The sequence below is a fragment of the Halochromatium roseum genome, from assembly GCF_016653315.1.
GTDB lineage: Bacteria > Pseudomonadota > Gammaproteobacteria > Chromatiales > Chromatiaceae > Lamprobacter > Lamprobacter roseus.
In genome coordinates, this window is the sequence record NZ_NHSH01000050.1 from 17442 (window position 1) to 43690 (window position 26249).

Annotated in this window: 24 protein-coding genes; 7 read left to right on the top strand and 17 right to left on the bottom strand. The window is 62.6% G+C overall.

Features of this window, described 5'->3' with window-relative positions; genetic code table 11:
* Positions 1-132: 132 nt before the first annotated feature.
* The 4 genes from CCR96_RS08945 to ssb form a co-directional block, all read right to left on the bottom strand.
* Positions 133-2844, bottom strand: coding sequence for a calcium-translocating P-type ATPase, PMCA-type (locus CCR96_RS08945; RefSeq protein ID WP_201219790.1), 2712 nt, complete (start codon positions 2842-2844; stop codon positions 133-135).
* Between the two features lie 15 nt (positions 2845-2859).
* A complete protein-coding gene (locus CCR96_RS08950; protein ID WP_201219791.1) occupies positions 2860-4722 on the bottom strand; it encodes a phosphoenolpyruvate carboxykinase (GTP) in 1863 nt (620 codons plus the stop codon).
* Positions 4723-4896: 174 nt separating this feature from the next.
* The gene (gene rfbD / locus CCR96_RS08955) at positions 4897-5832 is read right to left on the bottom strand and encodes a dTDP-4-dehydrorhamnose reductase (protein ID WP_201219792.1); all 936 of its coding nucleotides are present in this window, start codon (positions 5830-5832) and stop codon (positions 4897-4899) included.
* 178 nt (positions 5833-6010) lie between these two features.
* Positions 6011-6526: a single-stranded DNA-binding protein gene (gene ssb / locus CCR96_RS08960; RefSeq protein WP_201219793.1), complete on the bottom strand. Its 516-nt coding sequence runs from the start codon at positions 6524-6526 to the stop codon at positions 6011-6013.
* 229 nt (positions 6527-6755) lie between these two features.
* On the opposite strand from ssb, the gene CCR96_RS08965 reads away from it, so the two are divergent.
* The 4 genes from CCR96_RS08965 (at position 6756) to CCR96_RS08980 (ending at position 10078) form a co-directional block, all read left to right on the top strand.
* Positions 6756-7802, top strand: coding sequence for a hypothetical protein (locus tag CCR96_RS08965; protein WP_201219794.1), 1047 nt, complete (start codon positions 6756-6758; stop codon positions 7800-7802).
* A gap of 67 nt (positions 7803-7869) precedes the next feature.
* Complete coding sequence (locus tag CCR96_RS08970; protein ID WP_201219795.1) at positions 7870-8679, top strand: hypothetical protein; 810 nt, start codon at positions 7870-7872, stop codon at positions 8677-8679.
* A gap of 283 nt (positions 8680-8962) precedes the next feature.
* Complete coding sequence (locus CCR96_RS08975; protein WP_201219796.1) at positions 8963-9577, top strand: ankyrin repeat domain-containing protein; 615 nt, start codon at positions 8963-8965, stop codon at positions 9575-9577.
* A 147-nt stretch (positions 9578-9724) separates the two neighbouring features.
* Positions 9725-10078 carry a BolA family protein gene (locus tag CCR96_RS08980; protein WP_201219797.1) on the top strand — a complete coding sequence of 118 codons (354 nt, stop codon included), beginning with the start codon at positions 9725-9727 and terminating at the stop codon, positions 10076-10078.
* Between the two features lie 197 nt (positions 10079-10275).
* Here CCR96_RS08980 and CCR96_RS08985 read toward each other — a convergent pair whose 3' ends face one another.
* The gene (locus CCR96_RS08985; protein ID WP_242518769.1) at positions 10276-11748 is read right to left on the bottom strand and encodes an alanine/glycine:cation symporter family protein; all 1473 of its coding nucleotides are present in this window, start codon (positions 11746-11748) and stop codon (positions 10276-10278) included.
* A gap of 176 nt (positions 11749-11924) precedes the next feature.
* Here CCR96_RS08985 and CCR96_RS08990 point away from each other — a divergent pair, with 176 nt between their 5' ends.
* Both CCR96_RS08990 and CCR96_RS08995 read left to right on the top strand, forming a co-directional pair.
* Positions 11925-12704, top strand: coding sequence for a DUF3050 domain-containing protein (locus CCR96_RS08990; RefSeq protein WP_201219799.1), 780 nt, complete (start codon positions 11925-11927; stop codon positions 12702-12704).
* 98 nt (positions 12705-12802) lie between these two features.
* The gene (locus CCR96_RS08995) at positions 12803-13099 is read left to right on the top strand and encodes a TusE/DsrC/DsvC family sulfur relay protein (protein ID WP_201219800.1); all 297 of its coding nucleotides are present in this window, start codon (positions 12803-12805) and stop codon (positions 13097-13099) included.
* A 21-nt stretch (positions 13100-13120) separates the two neighbouring features.
* Here CCR96_RS08995 and CCR96_RS09000 read toward each other — a convergent pair whose 3' ends face one another.
* Complete coding sequence (locus CCR96_RS09000) at positions 13121-13978, bottom strand: class II glutamine amidotransferase (protein ID WP_201219801.1); 858 nt, start codon at positions 13976-13978, stop codon at positions 13121-13123.
* Between the two features lie 155 nt (positions 13979-14133).
* Between CCR96_RS09000 and CCR96_RS09005 the strand changes: the two genes are divergently transcribed.
* Complete coding sequence (locus CCR96_RS09005; protein WP_201219802.1) at positions 14134-15882, top strand: cation:proton antiporter domain-containing protein; 1749 nt, start codon at positions 14134-14136, stop codon at positions 15880-15882.
* Here the strand turns inward: CCR96_RS09005 and ribD are convergent.
* From ribD to CCR96_RS09060, 11 genes are all read right to left on the bottom strand, one after another.
* Positions 15862-17010: a bifunctional diaminohydroxyphosphoribosylaminopyrimidine deaminase/5-amino-6-(5-phosphoribosylamino)uracil reductase RibD gene (gene ribD / locus CCR96_RS09010; RefSeq protein WP_242518770.1), complete on the bottom strand. Its 1149-nt coding sequence runs from the start codon at positions 17008-17010 to the stop codon at positions 15862-15864. The genes CCR96_RS09005 and ribD overlap by 21 nt on opposite strands.
* Positions 17011-17012: 2 nt before the next feature.
* Entirely contained in the window at positions 17013-17525 is a 513-nt protein-coding gene (gene nrdR, locus CCR96_RS09015; RefSeq protein ID WP_201219803.1) for a transcriptional regulator NrdR, read from the bottom strand.
* A 57-nt stretch (positions 17526-17582) separates the two neighbouring features.
* Entirely contained in the window at positions 17583-18839 is a 1257-nt protein-coding gene (gene glyA, locus CCR96_RS09020) for a serine hydroxymethyltransferase (protein WP_201219804.1), read from the bottom strand.
* 84 nt (positions 18840-18923) lie between these two features.
* Positions 18924-19340 (bottom strand): CBS domain-containing protein, encoded by a 417-nt coding sequence (locus CCR96_RS09025; RefSeq protein ID WP_201219805.1) that lies wholly within the window; start codon positions 19338-19340, stop codon positions 18924-18926.
* Positions 19341-19397: 57 nt separating this feature from the next.
* Positions 19398-19619 (bottom strand): (Na+)-NQR maturation NqrM, encoded by a 222-nt coding sequence (locus CCR96_RS09030; protein ID WP_201219806.1) that lies wholly within the window; start codon positions 19617-19619, stop codon positions 19398-19400.
* 135 nt (positions 19620-19754) lie between these two features.
* On the bottom strand, positions 19755-20975 hold the full coding sequence (gene nqrF / locus CCR96_RS09035) for an NADH:ubiquinone reductase (Na(+)-transporting) subunit F (protein ID WP_201219807.1): 1221 nt from the start codon (positions 20973-20975) through the stop codon (positions 19755-19757).
* A 157-nt stretch (positions 20976-21132) separates the two neighbouring features.
* The gene (gene nqrE / locus CCR96_RS09040) at positions 21133-21741 is read right to left on the bottom strand and encodes an NADH:ubiquinone reductase (Na(+)-transporting) subunit E (protein ID WP_201219808.1); all 609 of its coding nucleotides are present in this window, start codon (positions 21739-21741) and stop codon (positions 21133-21135) included.
* A 64-nt stretch (positions 21742-21805) separates the two neighbouring features.
* Positions 21806-22468, bottom strand: a complete 663-nt coding sequence (locus tag CCR96_RS09045; RefSeq protein WP_201219809.1) for an NADH:ubiquinone reductase (Na(+)-transporting) subunit D — start codon at positions 22466-22468, stop codon at positions 21806-21808.
* Between the two features lie 40 nt (positions 22469-22508).
* Positions 22509-23357 (bottom strand): Na(+)-translocating NADH-quinone reductase subunit C, encoded by an 849-nt coding sequence (locus tag CCR96_RS09050; RefSeq protein ID WP_201219810.1) that lies wholly within the window; start codon positions 23355-23357, stop codon positions 22509-22511.
* Positions 23347-24567, bottom strand: a complete 1221-nt coding sequence (locus CCR96_RS09055) for an NADH:ubiquinone reductase (Na(+)-transporting) subunit B (RefSeq protein WP_201219811.1) — start codon at positions 24565-24567, stop codon at positions 23347-23349. The genes CCR96_RS09050 and CCR96_RS09055 overlap by 11 nt, the downstream gene beginning before the upstream one ends.
* A 90-nt stretch (positions 24568-24657) precedes the next feature.
* The gene (locus tag CCR96_RS09060; RefSeq protein ID WP_338035851.1) at positions 24658-26103 is read right to left on the bottom strand and encodes a Na(+)-translocating NADH-quinone reductase subunit A; all 1446 of its coding nucleotides are present in this window, start codon (positions 26101-26103) and stop codon (positions 24658-24660) included.
* Positions 26104-26249: the final 146 nt, after the last annotated feature.

A 26249-nucleotide genomic window follows, 5' to 3' on the forward strand; every position in this document is an offset into this window, starting at 1 on the left:
ACCAGGCTCAGCAGCGCAGACCCGGCGCAGCGGCATCAGGAGCAACAACCAAGCCCTGCTGCCTCCTGATGAGGCGCCGCAGGCGCATTGCGCATCCATGCGCAATGCGTCGGGTGTGACGACCGCCCAGTGTTACCGCGCGGTCGTGGCCTCGGCCTTTGCCTCGGCCTGCTCGAACGGCTCCACCGGATGCAGCCCCAGCTTGTCGCGCACCCGCTTGCGCGCCAGGTCGATCGGGATGATCAACACCGAGAACAGCAGTACCCAGATCCACTCGCTCAGGCTCAGCCCCACGGTGCGCAGCACCTCGCCACCGAAGTAGGTGAAGATGATCTGCAGCGCGAAGATCAGCGCGACGACGATGATGAACAACCGGTTCTCGGTCAGATGCTCGAACAGATCGGTGTTCTCGGTGCGCGCATTGAACTTGTTGAAGTTGTTGATGAACACGAAGAAGGCGAAGAAGCCGGTCAGGAAGGCCGCCTCGCTACTGAACAACCCGCGAATGGGCGCGAAGGTCAGGAAGATGATGCTCAGCCCAGCAATCGCGAAGCCATTGATCAGGATCGAGGACCACATATCGCCACTGATGATCGGCGTATCGCGTGGGATCGGTTTCTCGCGCATGTAGCGATCGAGCGCCGCCTCGCCGGAGAAGGCCAAGGCCGCCAGCGTGTCCATGATCAGGTTGATCCACAGCAGTTGCACCATGGTCAGCGGCAGATCGAAGCCGAAGAACGGCCCGAGGAAGGCGACCAGGATCGCCGAGACATTGACCGTGAGCTGGAAGATCAGGAATTTCCTGATCGACTTGAACAGCGTGCGGCCATAGAGCACGGCGCGCGTCAGCGACGAGAAGTTATCGTTGAGGATGACGATATCGCCGGCCTCCTTGGCCACCTCGGTACCGCTGCCCATCGAGAAGCCGACATCGGAGCGCTTTAGGGCGCCGGCGTCGTTGACCCCATCGCCGGTCATGCCGCCGACCAGGCCGATCTCCTGCGCGGCTTGCACCAGTCGGCTCTTGGTGTGCGGATAGGCGCGCGAGACCACCTGCAGGCGCGGCAGCACCGCTTTCAGCTCCTCATCCGAGAGCGCCTCGATCTCCTTGGAGGTCATCGCCACCCCGGTGCCCGGGTCGAGCAGGCCGACATCGGTGGCGATGGCGCGCGCGGTCTCGTGGCGGTCACCGGTGACCATGACCACATGCACCCCAGCCTCGCGCGCGGTGCGCACCGCGGCGCGGGATTCCGGCCGCAGCTCGTCGCGCAGGCCGACCACCGCCACCAGCGTCATCTGCTCGGGCAGCTCCTTATGCTCGCCGATCGGCGCGTCCGAGACGGCCAGCGCCAGCAGGCGCATCGAGCGCTCGGCGAGCGCGTTCAGGGTCGGCTCCAGCTCGGCCGATGTCAGCGGCCGCCGCTGACCCTCGGCATCGAGCATCTGCGTGCAGCGGGCCAGGATGATCTCCGGGGCGCCCTTGATCAGGGTGGTCGCCGGACCGCCTTCGAGCTGTACCGCCGAGAACTTGCGCGCGGTACTGAAGGCGATCATGTCGACCACGGCGGCCGGGTCCGGCTCGCGCAGTACCGGCTCGACGAAGCGCAGCAAGGCCTGCTCGGTGCGATCGGCACCGATGATATTGACCACCTCGGGCTGGCTGACATCGATCACCGCCATGGTATTGAGTCGGATCGAGGTGCCGACCGTCGCCCGGATTGGGTCCGGCAAGGCGGCAAAATCCGGCCACTGCCGACCATCGCCGAGCACCACGGTCGAGACCTGCAGATGGCCGCGGGTGAGCGTGCCGGTCTTATCGGTGAACAGCACATTGAGGCTGCCGGCGGCTTCGATGCCGAGCAGCTTGCGCACCAACACCCGGTCTTGCAGCAGCTTGCGCATGTTGATCGACAACACGATTGCGACCATCATCGGCAGCCCCTCGGGCACGGCGACGACGATGATCACCGCCGCGAGGATGATCGCGGTGACGAAATCACTGATCAAGGCGCCCCAATTCGCCCAGTCGGCGAGGAAGGGGCCAAGGGTCGCCAGCGTCAGACCACGCTCCATGAACAGCTTCTGGCCCATGAAGGCGAAGGCGATGGCGATGCCGCCAAACAGGCCGAACTTACCGATCTGACCGGCAAGTACCGACAATTTCGCCTGCAGCGGGGTCTCGCGCGCCTCGCTGCTCATCTCTTGGGCCAGGCGCCCATAGAAGGTCTTGTCGCCGACCGCGGCCAGCTCGACCACGGCCTCGCCGTCTTCGATCACCGAGCCACGGAAGACCCAATGCGGGTCATGCAGATCCGCCACCTCGGCGGCGGCGTCCCGACTCGAGACCGCGTGCTTGTTCACCGGATCGGACTCGCCGGTCATCGAGGCCTGATCGACCGTCAGCTCACCGGAGAGGACGACGCCATCGGCGGGCACCTTATCGCCTGGCTGTAACAACACCTTATCGCCGACGACCAGCTCATCGATCGGGATCTCTAGGCTCGAGCCATCGCGGAACACCTTGACCTGGATCTGCGAGGCGTCGGTCAGCAGCCGCTGAAAGGCGCCCTCGTTCTTGTACTCCGACCAGGTGGCCACGCCCACGGCGATCAGCACCGCGATCGCAATACCGACCCCTTCGTACCATTCGGCATAGCCGAACAGCGCCAACGCGGTGATCATCACCAGGGCGATCATCAGCACGACGATCGTCGGGTCCTTGAAATTGGCTTTCAGCTTGTCGAGAAAGCCCTCGCTCTCCTGCGGCGTGAGGGCATTGCTGCCCCAGCGCGCGCGCGACGCCTTGACTTCTTCAGTGGTTAAACCTGGATAGTTATTTTTCATTGTCTTACAACAGCCTCAGCACGCGACCGCGCGCGACAGATCCCAAACATCGGGCGAGTGATAGAGCCGCGCCAATTGCAGCTCGCGCTCCAGCTCCATCTCGCGCGGCAGATGATCGCCAAAGCGGGTGAACAGCTCGTCCTGCTCGACCGTCTCCTGGCGCGCCACCTCCTTGTCGATGTTCATGATCGCGAAGAACTGCTCGCGGCTGAACTCCAGGCCCTCCCAGGTCAGGTCATCCCAGCCCGGCAGCCAACCGAGCGGGCTTTCGATGCCCGCGGCGCGCCCCTCGACCCGGTCGATGACCCACTTCAGCACCCGCATGTTGTCACCGAAGCCAGGCCAGATGAACTTGCCGTGGGCATCCTTGCGGAACCAGTTGACGCGGAAGATGCGCGGTGGCGTGGCCACATGCTGGCGGCCGATGCGCAGCCAATGCTTCCAATACTCGGCCATGTTGTAGCCGCAGAACGGCAGCATCGCCATCGGGTCGCGGCGCATGTTGGCCTGGCCGATCGAGGCCGCGGTGCCCTCCGAGCCCATGGTCGCGGCCATGTAGACGCCGTGCTCCCAGTTGTAGCTCTGAAACGCCAGCGGGAAGTTCCGACTCACCCTGCCGCCGAACAGGAAGGCGCTGATCGGCACCCCCTTGGGGTTCTCCCAGTCCGGGTCGATTGAGGGGCACTGACTGGCCAGCGCGGTGAAGCGTGAGTTCGGATGCGCCGCGGGTCGGCCACAGCCCGGCGTCCAGTCGTTGCCCTGCCAGTCGATCAGATGCTCGGGCGGCTCCTTGGTCAGCCCCTCCCACCAGACATCACCCTCATCGGTCAGCGCGGTGTTGGTGAAGATCGCATTGCTGCGCAGCGAGGCGATGGCGTTCGGGTTCGAGCTTTCATTGGTACCAGGCGCGACGCCAAAGAAACCGTATTCCGGATTGATGGCGTAGAACCGACCATCCTCCGGATTCGGCTTGATCCAGGCGATGTCATCGCCGACCGTGGTCACCTCCCAGCCCTCAAAGCCCTTGGGCGGGATCAGCATCGCGAAGTTGGTCTTGCCACAGGCGCTCGGGAAGGCGCCGGCGACATAGTGCTTGCTGCCCTCGGGCGACTTCACGCCCAGGATCAGCATGTGCTCGGCGAGCCAGCCCTCGTCGCGCGCCATCACCGAGGCGATGCGCAGCGCAAAGCACTTCTTGCCGAGCAGCGCGTTGCCACCATAGCCACTGCCGAACGACCAGATCTCGCGGGTCTCCGGGAAGTGGGTGATGTACTTGTCCTCGACATTGCTCGCACAGGGCCAGGGCACATCCTGCTCACCCGGGGCCAAGGGCGCCCCAACCGAGTGCATGCAGGGCACGAAGTCGCCATCGGCGCCCAGTGCATCGAGCACCGCCTGTCCCATCCGGGTCATGATGCGCTGGTTGGTGACCACATAGGCGGAATCAGTGATCTCAATACCGATATGGGCAATCGGCGAGCCGATCGGCCCCATACTGAACGGGATCACGTAGAGGGTGCGGCCTTGCATACAGCCGTCGAAACGCTCGCGTAGGGTCGCGCGCATCTGCTTGGGGTCCATCCAGTTGTTGGTCGGCCCGGCGTCTTCCTTGCGCTCGGAGCAGATGAAGGTGCGATCCTCAACCCGCGCGACATCGCTTGGATGCGAGCGCGCGAGGAAACTATTGGGACGCTTGTCGGGATTGAGCCGGATATAGGCGCCACTTTCAACCATCTCATTACAGAGTCGGTCGTACTCCTCCTGGCTGCCGTCGCACCAGTAGATGCGATCTGGCTTGCAGAGGCTGGCCATCTCATCGACCCAGCTCAAGAGCTTGGTGTTACTGGTTCTCGACGCGCCATCATGGGTGGTGGTCATGGTGGAGGATATCCTCGGTTGCTTACCTAGAAAATGCGGTGATGGTCAGCCTGCTAACGACCAAGGCTCGACCGGTTGCCTGTGTCTTAGCGAGTACGACGCAAGGTTCGCACCAGCTTTGGAGCTGGCACACTGACTGATGGGTGATGTGAAACGCCCGACACGGCGCTTGGATCATTTCGGCCCTTTCGCCGCTGACGTCATGAGCGGACGTTGCTCACGCAGATCGGCAAGGCAGAGCGCCAATGAGTGACGCCAATCCGGCAGCGCAAGCCCGAAGGTTCTGCGAAAACGGCCCGTATCCAGCACCGAGTAGGCCGGTCGCTGCGCCGGAGCCGGGTATTCGCTGGTCGGTATCGGCAGCAGCCGACATTGACTGCCAGCCGCCTCGCGAATGGCCTCAGCAAACCCAAACCAGGAGGTCGCACCAGCCCCGGTGAGATGGTAGAGCCCCTTGACCTCTTCGATATCGAGGCCGCCATGGAACACGCGATAGGCGATCTGGGCTGTCACCTCAGCCAGCATTCGACTCCAGGTCGGGGTGCCGATCTGGTCGTCGACGATCCGCAGCTCTGCCCGCTCACGAAACAGATTCAGCATCGTCAGCAAGAAGTTGCTGCCACGCACCCCATAGACCCAAGCGGTGCGAAACACGAGCGCCGGCGCGCCGGATTCAAGCAACGCTTGCTCGCCCGCGAGTTTGGTGCGCCCATAGACGCTGCGCGGCTCGGCGGGGTCGTCTTCTCGATAGGGATGATCGGTGACGCCGGAGAAGACGAAATCAGTCGAATAATGGATCACCGGAATGCGTGGCGCCGTACACAGCTCGGCGATCAACGCCAGCGCATCGCCGTTGATCGCCTGGGCCAGCTCAGGCTGGCTTTCGGCCTTGTCGACAGCCGTGTAGGCCGCGGCATTGACCACCGCGTCCGGCGCCGTCTCGTGGAACAGCCGCCGCACCGAAGCTGGCTCGGTGAGGTCAACGGCAGGCCCATCTTGACCTGAGAGTGAAGCCGCAATTACTTGGCCAACGGGTGCCAAGGTACGTCGCAGCTCCCAACCAACTTGGCCATCGGCGCCAATGAGCAGGATGCGTGGGGTATCGGTCATCGTTGAGTCGTCAACCTTGTCGTCAAGCAGGGGATAGCGCGAGCGCTGAGAAGCGGCTGCAGTGAGCACAGCCTAGCTGCTATTGAGGACGGGCTCATGTGTGTCATGAACCCGCAATGCGTCGTCGGACCCGGCGCACAAACAAAACCCGTGCACGGCAGCTTGAGCCAACATCGCATCAGAACGGTATATCGTCGTCAAAGTCGCCCCCATCCCCGCGCATATCCGGCGCCGGGGCCTGCGAGCCTCCTTCCTCACGCATTGGTGCCGGCGCGCTACCGGCCCCGCCAGTGCCTGTGGGCCGACCATAGCCGCCGTCACCAGCACCTCCACCGCCACCGCCGCCGCGACTATCCAACATCTGCATCGAACCATTGATGTCGACGATAATCTCGGTCGTGTAGCGATCTTGTCCGTCTTGGCCCTGCCACTTACGCGTCCGCAGCTTACCCTCGATATACACCTTGGAGCCCTTGTGTAGATACTGACCTGCAATCTCGGCAAGCTTGCCGAACAACGCGACACGATGCCATTCGGTACGCTCTTGCGGTTCTCCAGTCGTCTTATCGCGCCAGGACTCGCTGGTTGCGATCCGCAGGTTGGCCACTGCACTACCACTCGGCATATAGCGCACCTCAGGGTCTACACCGAGGTTGCCGATCAGGATCACCTTGTTGACACCGCCACCTGCCATCGCTTTCTCTCCGAGGGTAAGAGCCATCTAGCGATCTAATGGTGCCCAAAGGCGTATCGGGTTGTCCACCTCGGCTGCGACCAGAGTGATAGCGGTACGCGCATCTGAGCGCTCGACGCACTGTGCTAGCATCGGGCCAGGCGATGGAATTCGGTTAGAACGCATAGCATCGCCAGAACCTCATGCTATACAGACTCACATTTGGCCAAGTTAACACCCGGAGCTCGACGTGAAGCAGCGCCTCTTCCTTTACTTCCTGTGCGCGACCCTGCTCGCTGTCGGCTGCTCATCGCAGCCCACTCGGGTCGGCAGCATCGCCGGATCATCGGGGCCAGAGATCTTGCTACCGGATGGCGGGGTCGAGGAGGCACAGCTGCTCGCGATGGGGATGGCGCGCAGCAAGGGCTGGAAGATCGCCGAGATCGATGATCAACGGGTGCTGCTTGAGCGTGAATTGCCCGCAAGCTCTCCGCAGGCGCAGATGCTGAGTCCAGAGGGCGTGCTCACCCGTCCAAGGCTCCAGGTTGAGACTCGACTGCGCGAGCGCGGTAACGACGTCGTCGTTGGCTTAAGCTCATCGGTCATCGTCAACCCTGGAACCGAACAAGAGCGCCGCGTCGACTACACCGCCGATTACCAAGACCAGCTAACGATCTCGCTGAATGCATTAGCGAGCGCCTGGCTGGAAAACCGAACGCGCATCGCTTCAGAGATCCCACTACCACCCGATCCCGATCAGGTCGTCATCGCAGAGGCTGACGCAGTCAGCGACGGCGGCACTGCGCCACCCAGCGGCGACAGCAACCGTTCCGCCCTGAACATACCGGCCGAGCCTAGCACGGACGGCGCGACCATGGCCGCCATGGCGACTCCCATCGCAACTCCCATCGCAACTCCCATCGCAACTCCCATCGCAACTCCCATCGCAACTCCCATCGCAACACCTCCGGCGCCAACACCGCCGCTGCAAACCGGAGACGACGCACCACGAGAGACCCAGCCCATCGGCTCGGGCGTGAGCGCCGCGCAAGACCTCAACGCTGAAACAACGCCCACCGAAAGCAACGAGATGCTCGTGCTCGACGGCCAGGCCCGCCGCGGGCTGTGGACATTCTACGCCGAGGCCTCAGCGCGTGAGCGCGGCTGCGCCGTCGGTGAGCGCGGCGCGGTGCTGCTCAGCACGACGACAGCGTTTGAACTCTATGAGGTACAATGCACTGGTAGCCCTAACCTCTTGCTACGCTGCCAGGGCGGCGTCTGCCGTGATATCAACTAAGCGGCAAAGACCAAGCGGCCGCCAAGTCTTTGCACCTGACCTCATCACGCTCAGGCTCGTCATCTTCATGACCCTCGTAGCCCTCGGCCAGACCAGCACGTCCGCTCACGGACAGGTCTCAGACGCCGATAGTCCCATCAGCACTCGAGCCCCGAGCATTCAGCTCCCCGATGCGACCGTCCCACGAGCCAAAGCGCTGTCACTCGATGCGGCCCTGATCAAAGGGTGGCAGCTTGTTGACAGCGGACGCGACTATGCAATCTTTGAAACCCCATTGGACGAGCCGGCCAGCGCCGGACCCGCCGATGCGCGCAGATCGGAGAAGACCCTGCTGCGTATCCGGGCTGATTTCAGCCAGAGCAAAGGCGGCGTGACCGCGCAGCTGAGTGCTACAGAGATCTGGCGGGCCGGCACCGAACGCTCCTGGTCAACCGATATTACCCAAACCTATCGAGCCAATCTGGAGCGGGCACTGGCATCACTGAGCGCGCAATGGCTGCAGTTCACCCGAGCCAGTGAGCGCTCGGCGCCTCTGCAGACAGATCGCCGGCAACCGCAGTCGGCTCGGACCATCGACAGCGGCGACCCAGTCCCCCTCGATCCCAACACCGTCAGCAAACATCAGCAAGACCCTAGGCCCTTCGTGCCTCACGCAGCACAGCCTCAGACCGCAACCACCCTCCAGCCCGCCATCCGAATTGGCACTTGGGCCTTCGATGCCGAGCAGCTCGCGCGGCAACAAGGCTGTACGCTTGACGAGATCGGCGCAATCCTCCTCTCCGATCAAGCGGCCGTTGAGCTGCATCGCGTTGGTTGCATTGATCGCGATGCCATGCTTGTACGCTGTAACCGACAGCGCTGCTGGATGGCTCGCTAACGCCTCGGGCTGATCGGCCTGTCCGATGCCCGCCGCGATCAGCCGCGCGAATCAGGATCATCATCGTTTGCAGAACGGCTACTACGGCCAGCCATGAACAGAGCTGCAACACCAAGGCCGACTAGCAGCAGCAACGAGACTGCGATCAGGATTCCGACAAGTTGCATTACGCCATCCTTTGTCCGAGAAATTCAGGAGGTTTTGCGGGTTGTCATGGGCATAGCCGGCAACCTCTGTGAATCATTGATCCATGATTCGCAGGCCCGCCGAGAGCGCTATCCCGATGACTATCAAGACCAGCTCCACCATCATTGCAATGCTGTTGCTCATTGGCTGCAGCGAGACAAGCGACCCTCAGCAGCAGGCCGAAGCACTTCTGAGCGGCGCAGAAACGGGCGATGTCTCGACCGTCGAGCGCCTACTAGGCAGCCGTGTTGATGCCAATGTGCGCAACAGCTGTCAGTGGACACCGTTGATGATGGCCGCCGTACATGGCCATGTCGAGACGGTCGAGCGCCTACTCGCAGCCGGCGCTGAGGTCGACGCAGTCGATCAGGGCGGTTACACGGCCTTGCTACTGGCGGCATCCAACAACCATACCGTCGTGATGCAGCAGCTGCTAGCCCAGGGCGCGATGATCGACGCCAAAGAACAGACACAAGGCTACACACCACTGATCTGGGCCGCGCACCGAGGCCACCAAGAGGCCGTTGCATTGCTCCTGGAGCGCGGTGCCGACACCACCTTGCCCGATTTCGAGGCGAAGACCGCCGCAGATCATGCCCGCGAACAGGGGCATAGCCAGATCCTTGAGCTGCTCAAGCCCAAGACTGCCGGTGTGGAGAAGCGCGCTCCCAACAGTGACTCCAACCACAATTTTAGCAACAGCGCGAGCTGACTCGACCGCTATCAGAGAGCCCTCAGAGGCCCCGGCACGAAGGTCTCCAGGGTGTCCATCAAGACAGGTGCTTGATTCATCGGGCGCTTGGTCATCGCACGAACGACCCAACCTCTGGCGGACGATGATTAGCTAAATGAGGCGCCGATGAGCCGTAAAGTTCGTATTCAAGAGTCACTGACCACCGCCCTCAAGCCGATGCACCTGGAGGTCTCAGACGAGAGCCACATGCACAACGTGCCCGACGGTGCTGAGTCACACTTCAAGGTGCTCGCGATCAGCGAGGTCTTTGCCGGCGAGAAGCTGATTGACCGGCACCGCCGCGTCAATGGCCTCGTGCGCGACGAGTTCGCCAGCGGCCTGCACGCGCTCGCCATCCACGCCTGGACGCCGCAAGAATGGTTCGACAAAGGTGGTGGCGAGGCGCCCGCGTCGCCGGAATGTTTGGGTGGAAGCAAACAGGCCGAAGAGCCCAGCACTACGCCACCTGCCCCGGCTTGACGACCAAGTCGCTGTCTCGTTTCTACTTCCCGAGCATCGCCTTCCACGAGCATCACCCTCCAGTGGTGCTCGCTTCGGGAAGCCGTTGATGAACAGAATCCAAGCATCGCCAGCGCAGAAGCATGACCCTAACGCTCATGGCGTTCCACCACCCCGAAAAATCAATCGCGGGAGATTCAGGTTAAAATCGAGCCGACCTAATCGTTGAAAAATGCCCGGGTCACCTTGAATACCACAGGGCTTAGCAGGAGCAGAGCGATCAGATTTGGAATCGCCATCATCGCGTTGAGGGTGTCGGCCAGAAGCCAAATGAAATCAAGATGCATGATCGCGCCGAAGGGCACCGCCGCCACCCAGAGGACGCGGAACGGGATGATCGCGTGGATGCCGAAGAGATATTCGACACAACGCTCGCCATAGACGCTCCAGCCCAGGATGGTCGTAAACGCAAACAGCGCGAGCCCGATCGAGACCACGTAGGCGCCACTGCCGGGCAGTTCTTCACCGAATGAAATCGCCGACAGCGCGGCACCGGTGATAGTCCGACTGTGCTCTTCAGTGGCGCCGTCTTCAGTCTCGAGCGTGCAGAGGGTACTTGGCTTTCTGATCATCCAGGTCCTATCGACTCGTTCCTCGATGACACCGCCGCGCTCGACGCAGTCCGTGAAATCCGGGCTTTCTGCCTTCCACTGCCCTGAAACGACAATCACCAGCCCTGTGATGGTGCAGATAATGATGGTATCGATGAAGGTGCCGAGCATGGCGACGGTGCCCTGCCGAACCGGGCTATCGGTCTCGGCCGCAGCATGCGCAATCGGTGCACTACCCAGGCCGGCCTCGTTCGAGAAGATGCCGCGCGCGACACCCATTTGGATCGCGAGCAACACCGAGGCGCCAGCGAAGCCGCCAACACCAGCGGCGGGCGTGAAGGCGTATTCAACGATGGTCACGAATGCGCCGGGAATCTCGCTCAGGTTCAGCGCTAGCACGATCAGACCAGCGACTAGATAGGCCAGCGCCATCAGAGGCACCAAGCGGCCAGCAACCTGCGAGATCCAACGAATGCCGCCAATCAGGACCAACCCGACGAGCAGCGCCATCACCAAGCCGGTGCCGAGCTCGGGAATGCCGAACTTGGTTTGCAGCGCATGCGCAACCGAGTTGGCCTGCACGGTGTTACCAATGCCGAAGCCGGCCACAGCGCCAAAGATCGCGAACAAGGTGGCCAGCCAGAGCCACTTCGAACCCAAGCCATTGCGGATGTAGTACATCGGCCCGCCGACATGGTTGTTGTTCTCGTCGACCTCACGATAACGCACCGCAAGCACCGCCTCGGCGTACTTGGTGGCCATACCGACCAACGCGGTGATCCACATCCAGAACAGGGCTCCGGGTCCGCCAATCGCCAACGCCGTACCGACACCAGCAATATTGCCGGTGCCGATGGTCGCCGACAGCGAGGTCATCAAGGCATTGAACGGCGTGATGTCGCCACTGCCCTGCTCCTTGCGGCCTCGCCACAGCATGCGAAACCCGAAGCCGAGCCGATGCAGCGGCATCGCCTTCAAGCCGATCGATAGGTACAGACCCGTGCCGAGGATGAGCACGAGCATCGGCGGGCCCCAAACCCAACCGTTGATGGAACCAATCACCGCAGAAACCTGTTCCATTGGTGCCCCCTGTTGTTGATTTGATGAGACGGCGCATTCACAGCAGCGGCGTACTATACACGCCGACGCGGGAACTGCTCACCCCATGTGTTCAGCTCATGAGGTGCTTGGAGCACGTCTGTTAGGGCGTATATTGGCCTGTACAATGCGACAGACGACTTCGAGAGGTCACAACCATGGCAGCACCCGACCTGACATCCATCCAACCGCTGGTCGAAGAGCTCGATCAGCATCCGATCTACGCCGAACTCAAGGATATCAACGATCTTCGGGTGTTCATGACCCATCATGCCTTTTCGGTCTGGGACTTCATGTCGCTGATCAAATACCTGCAGGGCAAGCTCGCCCCGGTGCAGGTGCCTTGGGTGCCACAGGGCAACCCGGCGGTGCGCTACTTCATCAACCAGCTGGTCTTGGAAGAAGAATCCGACACCATCGAAGGCCGCAGCGGACCGAGCTACAGCAGTCACTTCGAGTTCTACTGCCAGGCGATGCACGAGATCGGTGCCGACGGCGACAACCCGCGCCGCTTTACCGCCCTGGTGCAGGAGAAGGGGCTCGACGCCGCCCTTTACTCGGAGCTGGTCCCGCTGCCATCACGCTACTTCACCGAGACCACCTTCTGCTTCATTCGTGAAGACAAGCCACATGCCGTCGCCGCGGCACTGGCCGTTGGCCGCGAGCGCGTGATTCCGGAGATGTTCCGATCATTGCTCACGCGCATGGCGATCAACGAACAGGACGCACCGGCCTTCCACTATTACCTGAAGCGCCACATCCATCTCGACCAAGACTTCCACGGCCCGCTGTCGATGTCGATGCTCGAGCAGCTCTGCGAAGATGATCCAAAACGGCTCGACGAGGCGGTCATCGCGGCCGAAGAGGCCATCTGCGCACGCATCCGCTTTTGGGATGGCGTGCTCGAAGCGGTACAGAGCGCGCGCGGCAAGCCCTAAAACCTTACATCAAGCAAGGTGGAATCTCATCATCGCGGGGCCATCTTGCGAACGACGCCATCAGATACAACACAGATCACGACACGACGAGGTGACCTATGACCGTAGCAGTACCGCTCGACAACGAAGGCTTCTTGCTCAATCGGGACGACTGGACCGAAGAACTGGCCGTCGAACTCGCCGAGCAAGACGAGTTCGAGATGACCGAGCAGGTCATGCAGCTCATCCGCGAAGCACGCAGCATGTACGATAACGACGGCGTGGTGCCGCCCATCCGCATCTTTGCCAAGAAGCAAGGCGTCTCGACCAAAGACCTCTACAACATCTTCAAGAAAGGCCCGATGAAGCTCATCTGCAAGTGGGGCGGTCTGCCGAAGCCTACCGGCTGCGTCTGACGCCCAGGCGACGCCAAAGGTTCAGAGTCGGAGCGGCTGCCTCCCGGCCGCTTGCTCTGGCTCGACCTGCAAGCCGTCAGCCCCGTAACAGAGCCCATCACGCAGGGCAATGAGATCACCTTCCCCCAGCGGCTCCCAGAGTTCATCGGTCAAAGGCACGCTGGCCACTAGCGCCACGTCCTGACGGATCGACATCAGATTGACGCCGGCATCGTGCAGCTCTGGTGCGGTTCGCCAGCAATAGCGCTGCAAGAAGTAGATCCCCGGAGCGCGCAGTTGTCCATCGGGTTGGGTGCGTCGGTCCGCATGCACGAAGAGTGCGTCACTATCGGCGTAGATGAAATTGGCCGGCCCCAGCGGACGGATCTCGCGCGCATAGTCTGCGATCACGGCCAGCCGAACCGCGAGGTCAGGCACCTTGCCAGGCGCGTCATCCCAAACCGGTGCCAACGCGGTCAATAGACCACAGAACGCGCGCTCCGAGTCTGAATCACCCACTGGCACAAAGCGTGCTGGATAATGCGAGCGCAAATCGGCCAGCGACGGCATATCGCCGTTGTGCGCGAAGACGTGCATCCGCCCACCCAGCTCGCGTGCGAAGGGCTGCGTATTGCGCAACGCCAGCCCACCAAAGGTCGCAAGTCGGATATGGCAAAGTCCGAGCTTAGTGCGCAGACCTTGCCTCTCCATGAACTGCATCAACGGACTCTCACTCGCGGGCCGCGGCTCGCGCAGCAGCAGGCAATCAGTGTCCTCGTAAAAGGCGAGCCCCCAGCCGTCGCGATGCGGGCCTTCCGCGCCGCCGTGGCGCGCCAGCCGCTCGAGCGAGAAACCCAAGGTGGCTGGAACTCGGCTCGACATCGCAAACAGTTCGCACATGGATCTAAGGGCCTCGGGTGGTATTGGCGTTCTTGTCACGACTCAACCTCATGACTGCCGCAAACTAGCCATCGACGGTATCCGCAAGCCGACAGGAGACCGCTGGTATATCATCAACGAGTGTAGACCTCGATCCCATTGGAGCGTTTTCGCGCATGGAACCCGAAGCCTTTGTCCAATCGTCCGTCCTCTTGCTGCTTGCCGCTGCAGCGGCTGTGACGCTGTTCAAACACTTCGGTCTTGGCTCGATCCTCGGTCTGCTGGTCGCTGGCATCTTGATTGGACCCTATACACCAGGTCCATCGGTGACGGGTAATGTCGATGACCTGCGCCACTTTACCGAGTTGGGCGTGGTGCTGCTGCTCTTCGTCATCGGTCTGGAGCTGCATCCGAGTCGACTGTGGGAGATGCGGCGCACACTGTTCGGGCTTGGCTCCTCGCAGATCATCCTCTCAGGCCTGGCGTTGGCGCTCTATTTTCGCCTCTTCGTCGAGACCTGGCCGGTTGCGTTGTTGATCGGCCTGAGCCTGGCACTGTCGTCGACGGCGCTGGTGATGCAGATGCTGTACGAGAAAGGCGAGATCGCCACGCCGCGCGGGCAAACCGCCTTCGCGGTCCTGCTGATGCAGGATATCGCGGTGGTGCCGATGTTGGCCTTGTTGCCGCTGGCAGCCAGCACCGGCACAAGTCTGCCTGGCCCACCGCTGTGGGAACAGCTCGGCCTCATCATACTGATGCTCGCCGGAGTGATCGTCTCCGGTCGCTATCTGGTGCCGTTCGTGTTGGACCTGCTGGCGCGACAAGGCAACCGCGAGGCCTTCTTTCTGGTCACCCTGGCCTCCGTCTTCGTCGCCGCCTGGGCGATGAACCGCGCTGGGATGTCGATGGCGCTGGGCGGCTTTCTGATGGGCATGATGCTCTCCGGCTCGCGCTACAGCGTTCAGATCCACGCCAGCATCGAGCCGCACAAGGGTCTGTTGATGAGCGTGTTCTTCGTCACCGTGGGCATGTCGCTCGATTTGGGCGTGCTGACGACGCAGCCGCTGCTCTTCGGTCTGCACCTATTGGTTCTAGTCGCGATTAAGGTGTCACTCATTTTTGTGCTCGCGCTTGGCTTCTGCAGCACGCGCAGCGGTGCGCTGCAGGTCGCCTTCATGCTCGGACAGGCCGGCGAGTTCGGTTTCATTCTGTTCGGAGCCGCAAAGCTGCTCGGCATCATCGATGCCGACACCTTTACCATGGCGGCAGCGCTCATCTCCGGCAGCATGCTCATTACGCCCTTGCTCGTGCATCTCGGCGGCTTTCTGGCCGATCGCTTCCCGAGCTCAGACCCGCAGGTCGACGAGCGCTTCCGTTATCAGCCGAGCCAGGAGCAGGCACCGCAGGCGGTGATCGCTGGCTATGGGCGCGTCGGGCATACCATTGGCACAGTGTTATCTAGCCATGGCATTCGCTTTATCGCCTTCGATCAAGATCCGGGGCTGGTCGCGCGCTGGCGCGCCGAGGGCCAGCCGGTGTTCTATGGCGACATCCGCAATCCCGCGCTGCTCGCCGCAGCCAAGGTCGAGCAGGCCAAAGTGGTAGTGCTAACCATCGATGATCCACACGCGAGCATTGAGGCAACGACCCTGGTCCGACACTATGCGCCTGAGATCATCATCGTCGCACGCGCGCGCGACCTGACCGCCTGCGATGCCCTCTTTCGGGCCGGCGCCAGCCGCGCCTTCCCCGAGGCAGTCGAGGCCAGCCTGCGCCTAGCGGCAGAGACCCTGGATGGGCTGGGCATCACCGACGAGGATGCCGAGCAGATGGTGCAGCAAGCACGCGGCAAGGACTACGCATTAGTGCGCTCAGAGATCACCGAGAAACCGCCAATGACGGACTCACGCGCTACAAAGACCTGATTCGCTAATGCGTGCGCGTAAACGCAGATCGGGACCAATTTGACGGACATCGAGGATGTCTAGCGGCACGCGTTCGCTCATGCTGACCAACGGCCCAAGCTGGAACAGGCCACGCGCATCGCTGCCCATCAGATGCGGCGCCTGATAGAGTACCAGCTCATCGACCAGGCGCTGCTGGACCGCTGCGCCAGCGAGCGTCGGCCCCGACTCGATCAGCACCTCGTTGATCTCGCGCTCGGCCAAGTAGCGCAACAGGGCCTCGAGATCGACACGCCCGAACGCATCCGGCGGGCCGACCCAGACCTCAGCACCCGCGGAGGTGACGGCAGCGATGCGCCTGGCATCTTGCACACAGGTCGCCACCAGGGTGGCGCCCGGCAGCGGCAACATCTTCGCTGCGAGTGGTAAGCGCAGCGCGCTGTCAAGGATCACACGCAGCGGTTGCCGTACGGGCTCGCCCTCTTCCAGCGCCGCGATCGATGCCGGCGCAAGCCGCACATTGAGCGAGGGATCATCAGCCAACAAGGTGCCGATGCCGGTGACGATCGCCGAGGAGCGAGCACGCAGCCATTGCACATCGGTGCGCGCGGCTTCTGAGGTGATCCATTGACTCTCGCCGTTGGCCAGTGCCGTGCGTCCGTCGAGACTGGCCGCGAGCTTGACCCGCACAAACGGCAAGCCGAGACGCATCCGCTTATCGAAGCCCGGATTCAGCGCGCGGCAGTCATCTTCGAGCACGCCTGTGATGACCTCGACCCCGGCCGCACGCATCCGCTCGAGACCGCGGCCGTGCACAAGCGGATTCGGGTCTTCCATGCCGACGACGACGCGTCTGACCCCCGCTTCGAGCAAGGCATCGGTGCAGGGCGGTGTACGACCATGATGGCAGCAAGGCTCTAGGGTGACATAGGCGGTCGCGCCCCGAGCCGCCTTGCCGGCCGCATCGATCGCCAGACGCTCGGCGTGCGGCTCACCGGCGCGTCGGTGCCAACCTTCACCGACAATCTGCCCCTGTTTCGCTAGCACACAGCCAACACGCGGATTTGGATCGGTCGTATAGAGACCACGCTCGGCGAGCCGAACAGCGCGCGCCATCAGCGTCAGTCGAGCAGCACCCTCAGCATCCATACTCAAGACTCTTTGTCGAGGGCGTCGAGCAGATCGAGCTGGGCGCGTCGAACCTCAGGCGTCTGATGGCGTTCAAGACGCTCGATCTCCTCACGAAACGCCGCCACATCCTCGAATTTGCGATAGACCGAGGCAAAGCGCACGTAGGCGACCTGATCGAGACCGCGCAGCTCGTCCATCACCAACTCGCCGATCTTGCGCGCGCTGATCTCGCCTTCGGCGGTCCCGAGCAGCTTGCGTTGGATGCGGGCAATGGCGGCCTCGACCTGCTCGGTGCTAATCGGGCGCTTCTCAACGGCGCGCATCAGACCAGTGCGCAACTTGCGCTCATCGAACGGAACGCGGGTTCCATCGCGCTTGATGACGCGCGGGAGGTTCAGCTCAGCGGCCTCATAGGTGGTAAAACGTTCGCCGCAGGCGCCACAGCGGCGCCGACGGCGCACCTGATCGCCGTCGCCAGAGAGCCGGGAATCCATCACCTTGGTGTCTTGCGCACCACAGTAAGGACAGCGCATGCGGCCGTCTCTAGGTCCGCGCCGGTATCGGCCGGCGGCTACAGTCGGGCGATTGGCTCAACGCGCGTAAACCGGGAACCGCTTGCACAGCTCAAGCACCTTGGCCTTGGTCTGCTCGATCACCGCCTGATCGCCGCGGCTATCGATCAGATCGCACATCCAGCCCGCCAGAGCACGAGCCTCATCGAGGCCAAAGCCGCGCGTGGTGATGGCCGGGGTACCCACACGGATGCCGCTGGTGACGAAGGGCGACTGCGGATCATTCGGCACCGCGTTCTTGTTGACGGTGATGTTGGCCGCGCCCAGCCAGGCATCGACGTCCTTGCCCGTCAGGCCCTGCTCAATGAAGCTAACCAGGAACAGATGATCGTCGGTGCCACCGGAGACGACATCGTAGCCGCGCGCGAGGAAGGTTTCGGCCATCGCCTGGGCATTGAGGATGACCTGCTTCTGATAATCCTTGAAGGCAGGCTCCATGGCTTCCTTGAAGGCGACGGCCTTAGCGGCAATAACATGCATCAGCGGGCCGCCCTGGGTGCCTGGGAAGACCAGCGAATTGAACTTCTTCTCCAGCTCGGGATTGGATTTGGCCAGGATCAGCCCGCCACGCGGACCGCGCAGGGTCTTGTGCGTGGTGGTGGTGGTCACATCAGCAATCTGCACCGGGCTCGGGTAGACGCCTGCGGCGACCAGCCCGGCGATATGGGCCATATCGACCAGCAGGTAGGCGCCGACTTCGTCAGCGATGTCGCGGAAGCGCTGCCAATCGATGACGCGCGAGTAAGCAGAGAAGCCGGCGATGATCATCTTCGGCTGGTGCTCGCGTGCCAGCGATTCGACCTGGGCGTAATCGATCTCGCCGGTGGCGGCGTCGAGCCCGTATTGGACTGCATGGTAGAGCTTGCCGGAGAAATTGGGCTTGGCGCCGTGGGTGAGATGGCCGCCGTGGGCCAAGCTCATGCCGAGCACGGTATCGCCGGGCTGACACAGGGCCATGAACACCGCCGCATTGGCCTGCGAGCCGGAATGCGGCTGCACGTTGGCATAATCGGCGCCAAACAGGGCCTTGGCGCGCCCGATCGCGAGCTGCTCGGCGACATCGACGTACTCACAGCCGCCATAGTAGCGCTTGGCCGGATAGCCTTCGGCGTACTTGTTGGTCATCACCGAGCCCTGCGCCTCCATCACGCGCGGACTGGCGTAGTTCTCAGAGGCAATCAGCTCGACATGCTCTTCCTGGCGGCGCTCCTCGTCGCGGATGGCCTGTGCGAGCTCGTCATCGTAGCCGGTGATCTGCATGCTGGCGTCGAACATAGGGAACACTCCCGGAAATCAAAAACCGCTCAGTATAACGCGGATCGTATTTGGTTTCAGATCCATGGCTTTCAGATCTGGCTTTCAGATCCGATGCCGATCAGGCTGCCAGGCGGCTTCGAGCTGCTTGAGCACGTCGCGGCGGCTGATGATGCCGATCAGGCGGCCTCGCTCCATCACCGGGAGACGGCGAAAATTGCTGTTCGCGAAGCGCTCGGCGACCTCGGTGACGGGCGTATTGGCATCCACAGTGACCACCGAGCGGGTCATGAAGTTCTCGACCCGGCCGCCATCTTCGCTGTGGTAGCCAGCGCCGAGCGCGATCTTCATGCAGTCGCGCTCAGTCAGGATGCCAACCAGATTACCAATCTGGTCCACCACGGGCGCCCCGGACAGCCGCCCCTCGACCAGGATGCGTAAGGCCTCCAAGACATCCATTCTCGGCTGTAGGGTCACGAGTCCCCTCGACATCGCCTGCTTAGCCGTCTTGGTCTCTTTCATCGCTGGCTCCTGACCGAAACGATCGGAAAGTAAAAGGTACCGCGCTCAGCCTTGAGCTTAGGCCAAATCGCCGCTGCGCGTGGGCGTTTGCGCATGCTCGGCCTGATTCGGACAGATCTGGCCACGACTGCAGGCACCGCCGCAATCAGCGTGGAGCCCGGGAATCTGATTGAGACCACCACAGCTGCCCTTAAGCTCGGCGCGGCCGTTGAGCACACCCAGCGCAAGCCCAGCAAAGGCTAGTACGAACAGAATCAACGCAAAGCCGAATTCAACCATCCCCTACCACCCTGAAAACCCCTACAAAGACTCCCAACGTCAGCGTCAACAATAACCACTAACCACTAACCACTAACCACTAACCACTAACCACTAACCACTAACCACTAACCACTAACCACTAACCACTAACCACTAACCCCCAAAATCATCGAGCAGGATATTGTCGTTCTCAACACCGAGGCTGTGCAGCATGCCGATCACCGACGCGGTCATCATCGGCGGTCCGCACATGTAGAACTCGCAATCCTCAGGCGCCGGATGGTCCTTCAGGTAGCGCTCGTAGAGCACGCTATGGATGAAGCCGACCTCGCCGGTCCAGTTGTCCTCCGGCTGCGGCGATGAGAGCGCGATGTGCCACTTGAAGTTATCGTGTTCGCGGGCCAGGGCATCGAAATCCTCTTGGTAGAAGATCTCGCGCTTGCTGCGGGCGCCGTACCAGTAGGACATCTTGCGCTTGGTGTTCAAGCGCTTGAGCTGATCGAAGATGTGGCTGCGCATCGGCGCCATGCCCGCACCGCCACCCACGAAGATCATCTCGGCCGTGGTCTCTTTGGCGAAGAACTCACCGAAGGGGCCAGCGATGGTGACCTCGTCGCCCGGTTTGAGGCCGAAAATGTAGCTCGACATGATGCCAGGCGGCACATCGGGATGATCCGGTGGCGGCGTCGCGATGCGCACGTTGAGCATGATGATCCCGGCCTCGCCGGGATAGTTGGCCATCGAATAGGCGCGTGTGACCGGATGCTTGGTGCCCGCCTTGAGATCCCAGAGGTTGTACTGATCCCAGTCGCCGCGCAGGTCATCGGGGATCTCGATATCGCGATAATCGAGTCGATAAGCCGGGCAGTCGATCTGGATGTAACCGCCAGCGCGAAACGCCACGTCCTCTCCTGGCGGCAGCTCGAGCACCAGCTCTTTGATAAAGGTCGAGACACTGCGGTTGGAGCGTACGCGGCAATTCCAGCGCCGCACGCCAAAGACCTCGCGCGGCACCTCGATGCGCAGATCCTCTTTGACCGCGACCTGACAGGCGAGACGATAACCCTCCCCGGCCTCGCGCCGGTTGATCAGACTGGCCTCGGTCGGCAGCAGCTTGCCACCACCTTCGAGCACCCTGACCCGACACTGACCGCAGGTGCCGCCACCGCCGCAGGCGGAGGGGACGAAGACATCGGCATCGGTCAGGGCGCCGAGCAGCTTACGCCCGGCGCTGGTGACGATGTCACGCTCTTCATTGATGTCGATATGCACAGCGCCGCTCGGCACCAGCAGGCGCCGCGCACCCAGAATCACCATCACCAGCGCCAGCACCAGGCCGGTGAAGACCAGGATGCCGAAGGTCAGGTCGAGCATGCGACAACCTCCATCGTCCATTGAAACGGATACTTCACCGGTCGGGATGGCAATGTGCCATGGACGTTAGACAAACCAGTCGTCACAAAGAGATTAGCCGCCGAAGAAACAATGCCAACAGCAGCGCTGCTCGGCAGTGAGCAGTCAAGGGCGCTGTTCACAATTGGATACCTGAGAAGGACATGAAGGCCATGGCCATCAGCCCGGTCGTGATAAAGGTGATGCCGAGCCCTTGCAGCCCGTTCGGCACGTCGCTGTACTTGAGCTTCTCGCGGATGCCCGCCAGCAGCACCAGGGCCAGTGCCCAGCCAAAGCCGGTGCCGAAGCCGTAGACGGTGCTCTCGGCCAGGTCGTAGCCGCGCTCGACCATGAATAGGGACCCGCCGAGGATGGCGCAATTCACCGTGATCAGCGGCAGGAAGATGCCCAGGGCTTGATAGAGCGCCGGGAAGTAGCGATCGAGCAGCATCTCCAGCATCTGCACCATAGCCGCGATCACGCCGATGTAGGTGATCAGGCCAAGGAACGAGAGATCAAGCTCCGGCAGGCCGAGCCAGGCCAGCGCCCCCTCCTGTAGCAGATGATGATAGATCAGGCCATTGACCGGCACGGTAATGGTCTGCACCACCACCACGGCGATGCCAAGCCCAATCGCGGTCTCGACCTTCTTCGACACCGCGAGAAAGGTGCACATGCCCAAGAAGAAGGCCAGCGCCAGGTTCTCGACGAAGATCGCCTTGAACAGCAATGACAGATAATGCTCCATCAGCCCCGGCCCCCTGCGCAAACCACCGCAACCTGCCTCCGTGATGAGTGCTGACGCATCGGCATCACTGCGCCTCCGTGCGATGGACGACGTGGATACGGTATTCAGGCTTCTCGAGCTGCTCTGGCTTCCAGGTGCGAAGCGCCCAGATCATCAGGCCGATGATGAAGAAGGCACCGGGCGCCAGTAGCATCAGCCCATTTGGCTCATACCAGCCGCCCTCTTTCACCAGCGGCAAGACTTGCACGCCGAGTAGGCTGCCGGAGCCCAATAGCTCGCGGATCGCAGCAACGCCGATCAGGATGACGCTGTAGCCGATGCCATGCCCAAGCGCGTCGAGAAAGCTTGGCCAAGGCGGATTCTTCGAGGCAAAGGCCTCGGCGCGCCCGAGCACGATGCAGTTGGTGATGATCAGCCCAACGAAGACCGAGAGCTGTTTCGACAGCTCATAGGCGAAGGCCTGCAGGATCTGATCGACCAGGATCACCAGCGAGGCGATGATGGTCATCTGGATGATGATGCGGATGCTGCTCGGCATATGGCGCCGAATCAGGCTGATGATCAGGCTGGAGCCGATCAGCACCGCGGTCAAGGCGATGCTCATGGTGATGGCGGGCGCCAGCTTGGTGGTCACCGCCAAGGCCGAGCAGATGCCGAGGATCTGCAGGGTGATCGGATTTTTGTCGACGATCGGCTCGAGCAGCAGCCGGACGGATGTGTTTGCCATCTTGTGCGTACCCCTTAATGTTCCCGATAGTGTTCCAGCCTTAGCCGCGCTCGCGACTGGACACTGTTGCTAGGAACGGACCATAGCCCTGGGGTCCGAGCCAGAAGCGCATCAGGTTGGTAACACCATTGCTGGTCAAGGTCGCGCCAGAGAGGCCGTCGACACGGTGCTCAGCGTTCGGCGCATTCGGATCGACATTGCCTTTTACCACCTCGATCACTGGCTCGCCGGACGTATCCAGCAAGACCTTGCCCGGCCATTCGGAGAGCCAGCGCTCGCCGGCGACCTCACTGCCGAGTCCGGCCGTCTCGCGCTGCTCATAAAAGGTCAGCGCCTTCACGGTGCGTCCGTCCGGGGCCAGCGCCAGCAGCCCATGCATGGTCGACCAGAGTCCAGCCCCATAGATCGGCAGGATGATGGTCTCCAACTGCCCCGCATCGCGCACCAGATAGACCGGCATACGATCTGGGCGCCGGGTGATTCCGGCCGGATCAGACTCGCTCAGCGCAGTGCTTGCCGCCGGGTTCTTTGCCGCATCACGATAGGAGTAGCTCAGCGCATCGACACCCTCGACGAAGCGGCCATTGTCGAGATCGACCAGCCGCGTCTCGATCTGGGCAAAGGCCTCGTCCAGGCCAAGTTCAGCCGAGCCGAGGCCGGCGACCTCAACGATCTCCGACTTGAGTGCAAGCGCCGCCTTACGCTCCTGCAGCGGCCGCAGACTCACCGCCGTGGCCGAGACCACCATTGAGCAGGCCAGGCAGAGCACGAGGGCGACCGCCAGGGTCTTGCGCGGATCATCATTCGGCAGCTTAAACACCGCTTTGATCGAGGCGATGAGGCCTGTCAGGCCCGCTCCCCCGGCATGCAATCGCGAATCAGCTGACATGGCGACGGGCCCTCCTGCGAATGTTGGCCTGAACCACGAACCAATCGATCAGCGGCGCGAACAGATTGGCGAACAGGATCGCCAGCATCACACCCTCCGGATAGGCCGGATTGAGCACCCGAATCAGCACCGTCATGAAGCCGATCAGCGCGCCATAGACCCATTTGCCGGCCTCGGTCATCGACGCCGAGACCGGATCGGTGGCCATGAACACCAGCCCGAAGGCGATGCCGCCGAGCACCAGATGCCAGTGCCAGGGCAACGCGAAGGCCGGGTTGGTCTCGCTACCGATCAGGTTGAACAGCAACGTGGTGCCGATCAGGCCGATCAGCACACCGGCCATGATGCGCCAGGAGGCAACCCCGGTGTAGATCAGGAACATGGCGCCAAGCAGGATCAGGAAGGCCGAGGTCGAGCCGATCGAGCCCTGCACGGTGCCGAAGAAGGCGTCCCACCAGGTCACGCCGGCGGCCTGGATCGCGCCCACTCCGCCCTCGGCGGCGAGCATCAAGGGCGTGGCGCCGCTGAAGCCATCGACCGCGGTCCACACCGAATCACCAGAGATCTCGCTCGGGTAGGCGAAGAACAGAAAGGCGCGACCGGTGAGCGCCGGGTTCAAGAAGTTCTTGCCGGTGCCGCCGAACACCTCCTTGCCGATGACGATGCCGAAGGAGATGCCGAGCGCCACCTGCCACAGCGGGATATCGGGCGGCAGGGTCAGCGCGAACAGGATCGAGGTGACGAAGAAGCCCTCGTTGACCTCATGGTTGCGCACGGTGGCGAACAGGATCTCCCAGAAGCCACCGGCGGCCATGGTGACGATGTAGATCGGCAGGAAGTAGACCGCGCCATGCCAGAAATTGTCCCACAGGCTGTTGGCGTCATTGCCGCTGGCGCCGAGCAGCCACAGCAGCCCGCCGCGCCAGCCTTCGACCTGCTCCAACCCCATCGCCGCCATGGCGCTGTTGGCCTGCAGACCGACGTTGATCATGCCGAACAGGGCGCAGGGCAGCACCGCGATCCAGACGAAGATCATCACCCGTTTCAGGTCGATGTTGTCGCGCAGATGCGGCGTGCCGGCGGTGACCGTAGACGGCGTATAAAGAAAAGTGTCGACCAGCTCGAACAAAGCGCCGAAGCGCTCGAAGCGGCCACCGCGCAGGAAGTGGCGCTCTTGGCGGTCGAGAAATTTGCGTAGCGCCTTGCTCATGCAGACCTCAAGCGCGACTGATCAGTGGCGGTCGTGCCCTGGGCAAGGGTCACTATGACCTGGGTGGAGATGGCTACACGACGCATTGGATCAGTGATTTTCTTGCCAGATCTTGGTCAGATTGCGGCGCAGGATCGGCCCGAAATCGTGCTTGCCACAATCGACGAAGCTGCACAGTGCCAGATCCTCTTCGTCCAGCTCGAGCGCGCCGAGCGCCTCGGCGGCCTCAATGTCGTCGACGATCAGCGCGCGCAGCAGCTGGGTTGGCAGCAGGTCGAGCGGCATCACCCGCTCATAGGCGCCGATCGGCACCATCGCTCGCGGACTGCCGTGCAGCGAGGTGCCAAGCGGCAGCCGCTCGCCCTTGGCACGGCGCGACCAAAACAGGTTGAGCGCGGAATAACGCCCCTTGCCGGGCTTCAGCCAGCCGAGCCATTCGCGCTCGCGCTCCTCGGCGAGCACCGTAATCTGGTGATGGAAACGGCCGAGAAAGGCGCTGGTGCCAACCGCATGCCGACCGCTAAGGGCCGAACCGGAGATCACCCGCGCCTCGCGCCGACCGCTGAGTTCGCCCTGGATCAGATCGTTGGTGCTGGCGCCGAGCCGGGTTCTGATCAGTCGCGGATTGGCGACCATGGGGCCGGCCAGCGAGATGATCCGGGTCGGATCGATGCGCCCTGTACGGAACAGCCGACCGATGGCGATCACGTCTTGATAGCCGATGTACCAGACCCTGCGCCGCAGGCTGGCCGGAGCGAGCAGATGGACATGGGTGCCCGGCAGTCCCGCCGGATGCGGACCGGCGAACTCGGCGACCTGAAAGCCGGACGCCGCCGGCACCCGCAGATCCACGCCGGGGCGCTGGCAGCAGTAGCAGGGGCCGTCGCAGAGCTTGCTGATCACCCGCAGGCCGTCGCCAAAGGCGTCACCGGCATCGGCGATGATCTGGGCCGGATCAGGCGCCAGCGGATGGCTGTCGATCGCGGTCACGAACAGCGCCGCCGGGGCACTGTCGGGTGGCGCGATCATGCTGAACGGACGGGTACGGAAGGCGAGCCAAGAGCCAGAAGCGAGCAGGTTCTCCTTGACCTGATCGCGGTTCAGGCCATCCAGCTCACTGGCCTGATAGGCGTTGAAGGTCTCCTGCTCATCCTCGGGCGGCAGCGGGTTGTTGCCATCACGCGGTTGATCGAGGCGGATGACGATGGTCTCCAGCATGCGCCTTGGGCCGCGATGGATGGCCTCGACGATACCGCTGCCAGGGGCGGTCGCGGCGACCTCGCGATAGGCCTTGCGGCGGGTGATCGGTTGGCCGAGTCGGACGCGATCGCCGACCTCGATCTCCAGGGTCGGCAGGCGCTTGACACCAGCGCAGTCGTAGCCGATGTGGGCGACGCGACCGACCACCGGGCTGGCATCGATCTCGGTGCTCGGCACCCCGGCGAGCGGGATATCGAGTCCCTTCTTGATCCGGAACTGCAGACGGCCGCCTGGATTGGCTCGGCCCTTGCCCGAAGGCGGTCGGAGTACTGCCACTGCGATCGAAACGCCCTGATGAGGTGACGACAAGATGGCCTATACGATCCCTTGCCGATTGCGGTGCGTCAAGGGGTGGTGGCTCCTCCGGCTGCTACCGAGCGCCGATGCGGGTGGCTGTACCGTCGACAGCATCCACGATTGCG

Coding starts and splice junctions, on each gene's coding strand:
- CCR96_RS08945 (WP_201219790.1), bottom strand. CDS start 2,844: ATGAAAAATAACTATCCAGGTTTAACCACTGAAGAAGTCAAGGCGTCG.
- CCR96_RS08950 (WP_201219791.1), bottom strand. CDS start 4,722: ATGACCACCACCCATGATGGCGCGTCGAGAACCAGTAACACCAAGCTC.
- rfbD (WP_201219792.1), bottom strand. CDS start 5,832: ATGACCGATACCCCACGCATCCTGCTCATTGGCGCCGATGGCCAAGTT.
- ssb (WP_201219793.1), bottom strand. CDS start 6,526: ATGGCAGGTGGCGGTGTCAACAAGGTGATCCTGATCGGCAACCTCGGT.
- CCR96_RS08970 (WP_201219795.1), top strand. CDS start 7,870: ATGACCCTCGTAGCCCTCGGCCAGACCAGCACGTCCGCTCACGGACAG.
- CCR96_RS08975 (WP_201219796.1), top strand. CDS start 8,963: ATGACTATCAAGACCAGCTCCACCATCATTGCAATGCTGTTGCTCATT.
- CCR96_RS08980 (WP_201219797.1), top strand. CDS start 9,725: ATGAGCCGTAAAGTTCGTATTCAAGAGTCACTGACCACCGCCCTCAAG.
- CCR96_RS08985 (WP_242518769.1), bottom strand. CDS start 11,748: ATGGAACAGGTTTCTGCGGTGATTGGTTCCATCAACGGTTGGGTTTGG.
- CCR96_RS08990 (WP_201219799.1), top strand. CDS start 11,925: ATGGCAGCACCCGACCTGACATCCATCCAACCGCTGGTCGAAGAGCTC.
- CCR96_RS08995 (WP_201219800.1), top strand. CDS start 12,803: ATGACCGTAGCAGTACCGCTCGACAACGAAGGCTTCTTGCTCAATCGG.
- CCR96_RS09000 (WP_201219801.1), bottom strand. CDS start 13,978: ATGTGCGAACTGTTTGCGATGTCGAGCCGAGTTCCAGCCACCTTGGGT.
- CCR96_RS09005 (WP_201219802.1), top strand. CDS start 14,134: ATGGAACCCGAAGCCTTTGTCCAATCGTCCGTCCTCTTGCTGCTTGCC.
- ribD (WP_242518770.1), bottom strand. CDS start 17,010: ATGGATGCTGAGGGTGCTGCTCGACTGACGCTGATGGCGCGCGCTGTT.
- nrdR (WP_201219803.1), bottom strand. CDS start 17,525: ATGCGCTGTCCTTACTGTGGTGCGCAAGACACCAAGGTGATGGATTCC.
- glyA (WP_201219804.1), bottom strand. CDS start 18,839: ATGTTCGACGCCAGCATGCAGATCACCGGCTACGATGACGAGCTCGCA.
- CCR96_RS09025 (WP_201219805.1), bottom strand. CDS start 19,340: ATGAAAGAGACCAAGACGGCTAAGCAGGCGATGTCGAGGGGACTCGTG.
- CCR96_RS09030 (WP_201219806.1), bottom strand. CDS start 19,619: ATGGTTGAATTCGGCTTTGCGTTGATTCTGTTCGTACTAGCCTTTGCT.
- nqrF (WP_201219807.1), bottom strand. CDS start 20,975: ATGCTCGACCTGACCTTCGGCATCCTGGTCTTCACCGGCCTGGTGCTG.
- nqrE (WP_201219808.1), bottom strand. CDS start 21,741: ATGGAGCATTATCTGTCATTGCTGTTCAAGGCGATCTTCGTCGAGAAC.
- CCR96_RS09045 (WP_201219809.1), bottom strand. CDS start 22,468: ATGGCAAACACATCCGTCCGGCTGCTGCTCGAGCCGATCGTCGACAAA.
- CCR96_RS09050 (WP_201219810.1), bottom strand. CDS start 23,357: ATGTCAGCTGATTCGCGATTGCATGCCGGGGGAGCGGGCCTGACAGGC.
- CCR96_RS09055 (WP_201219811.1), bottom strand. CDS start 24,567: ATGAGCAAGGCGCTACGCAAATTTCTCGACCGCCAAGAGCGCCACTTC.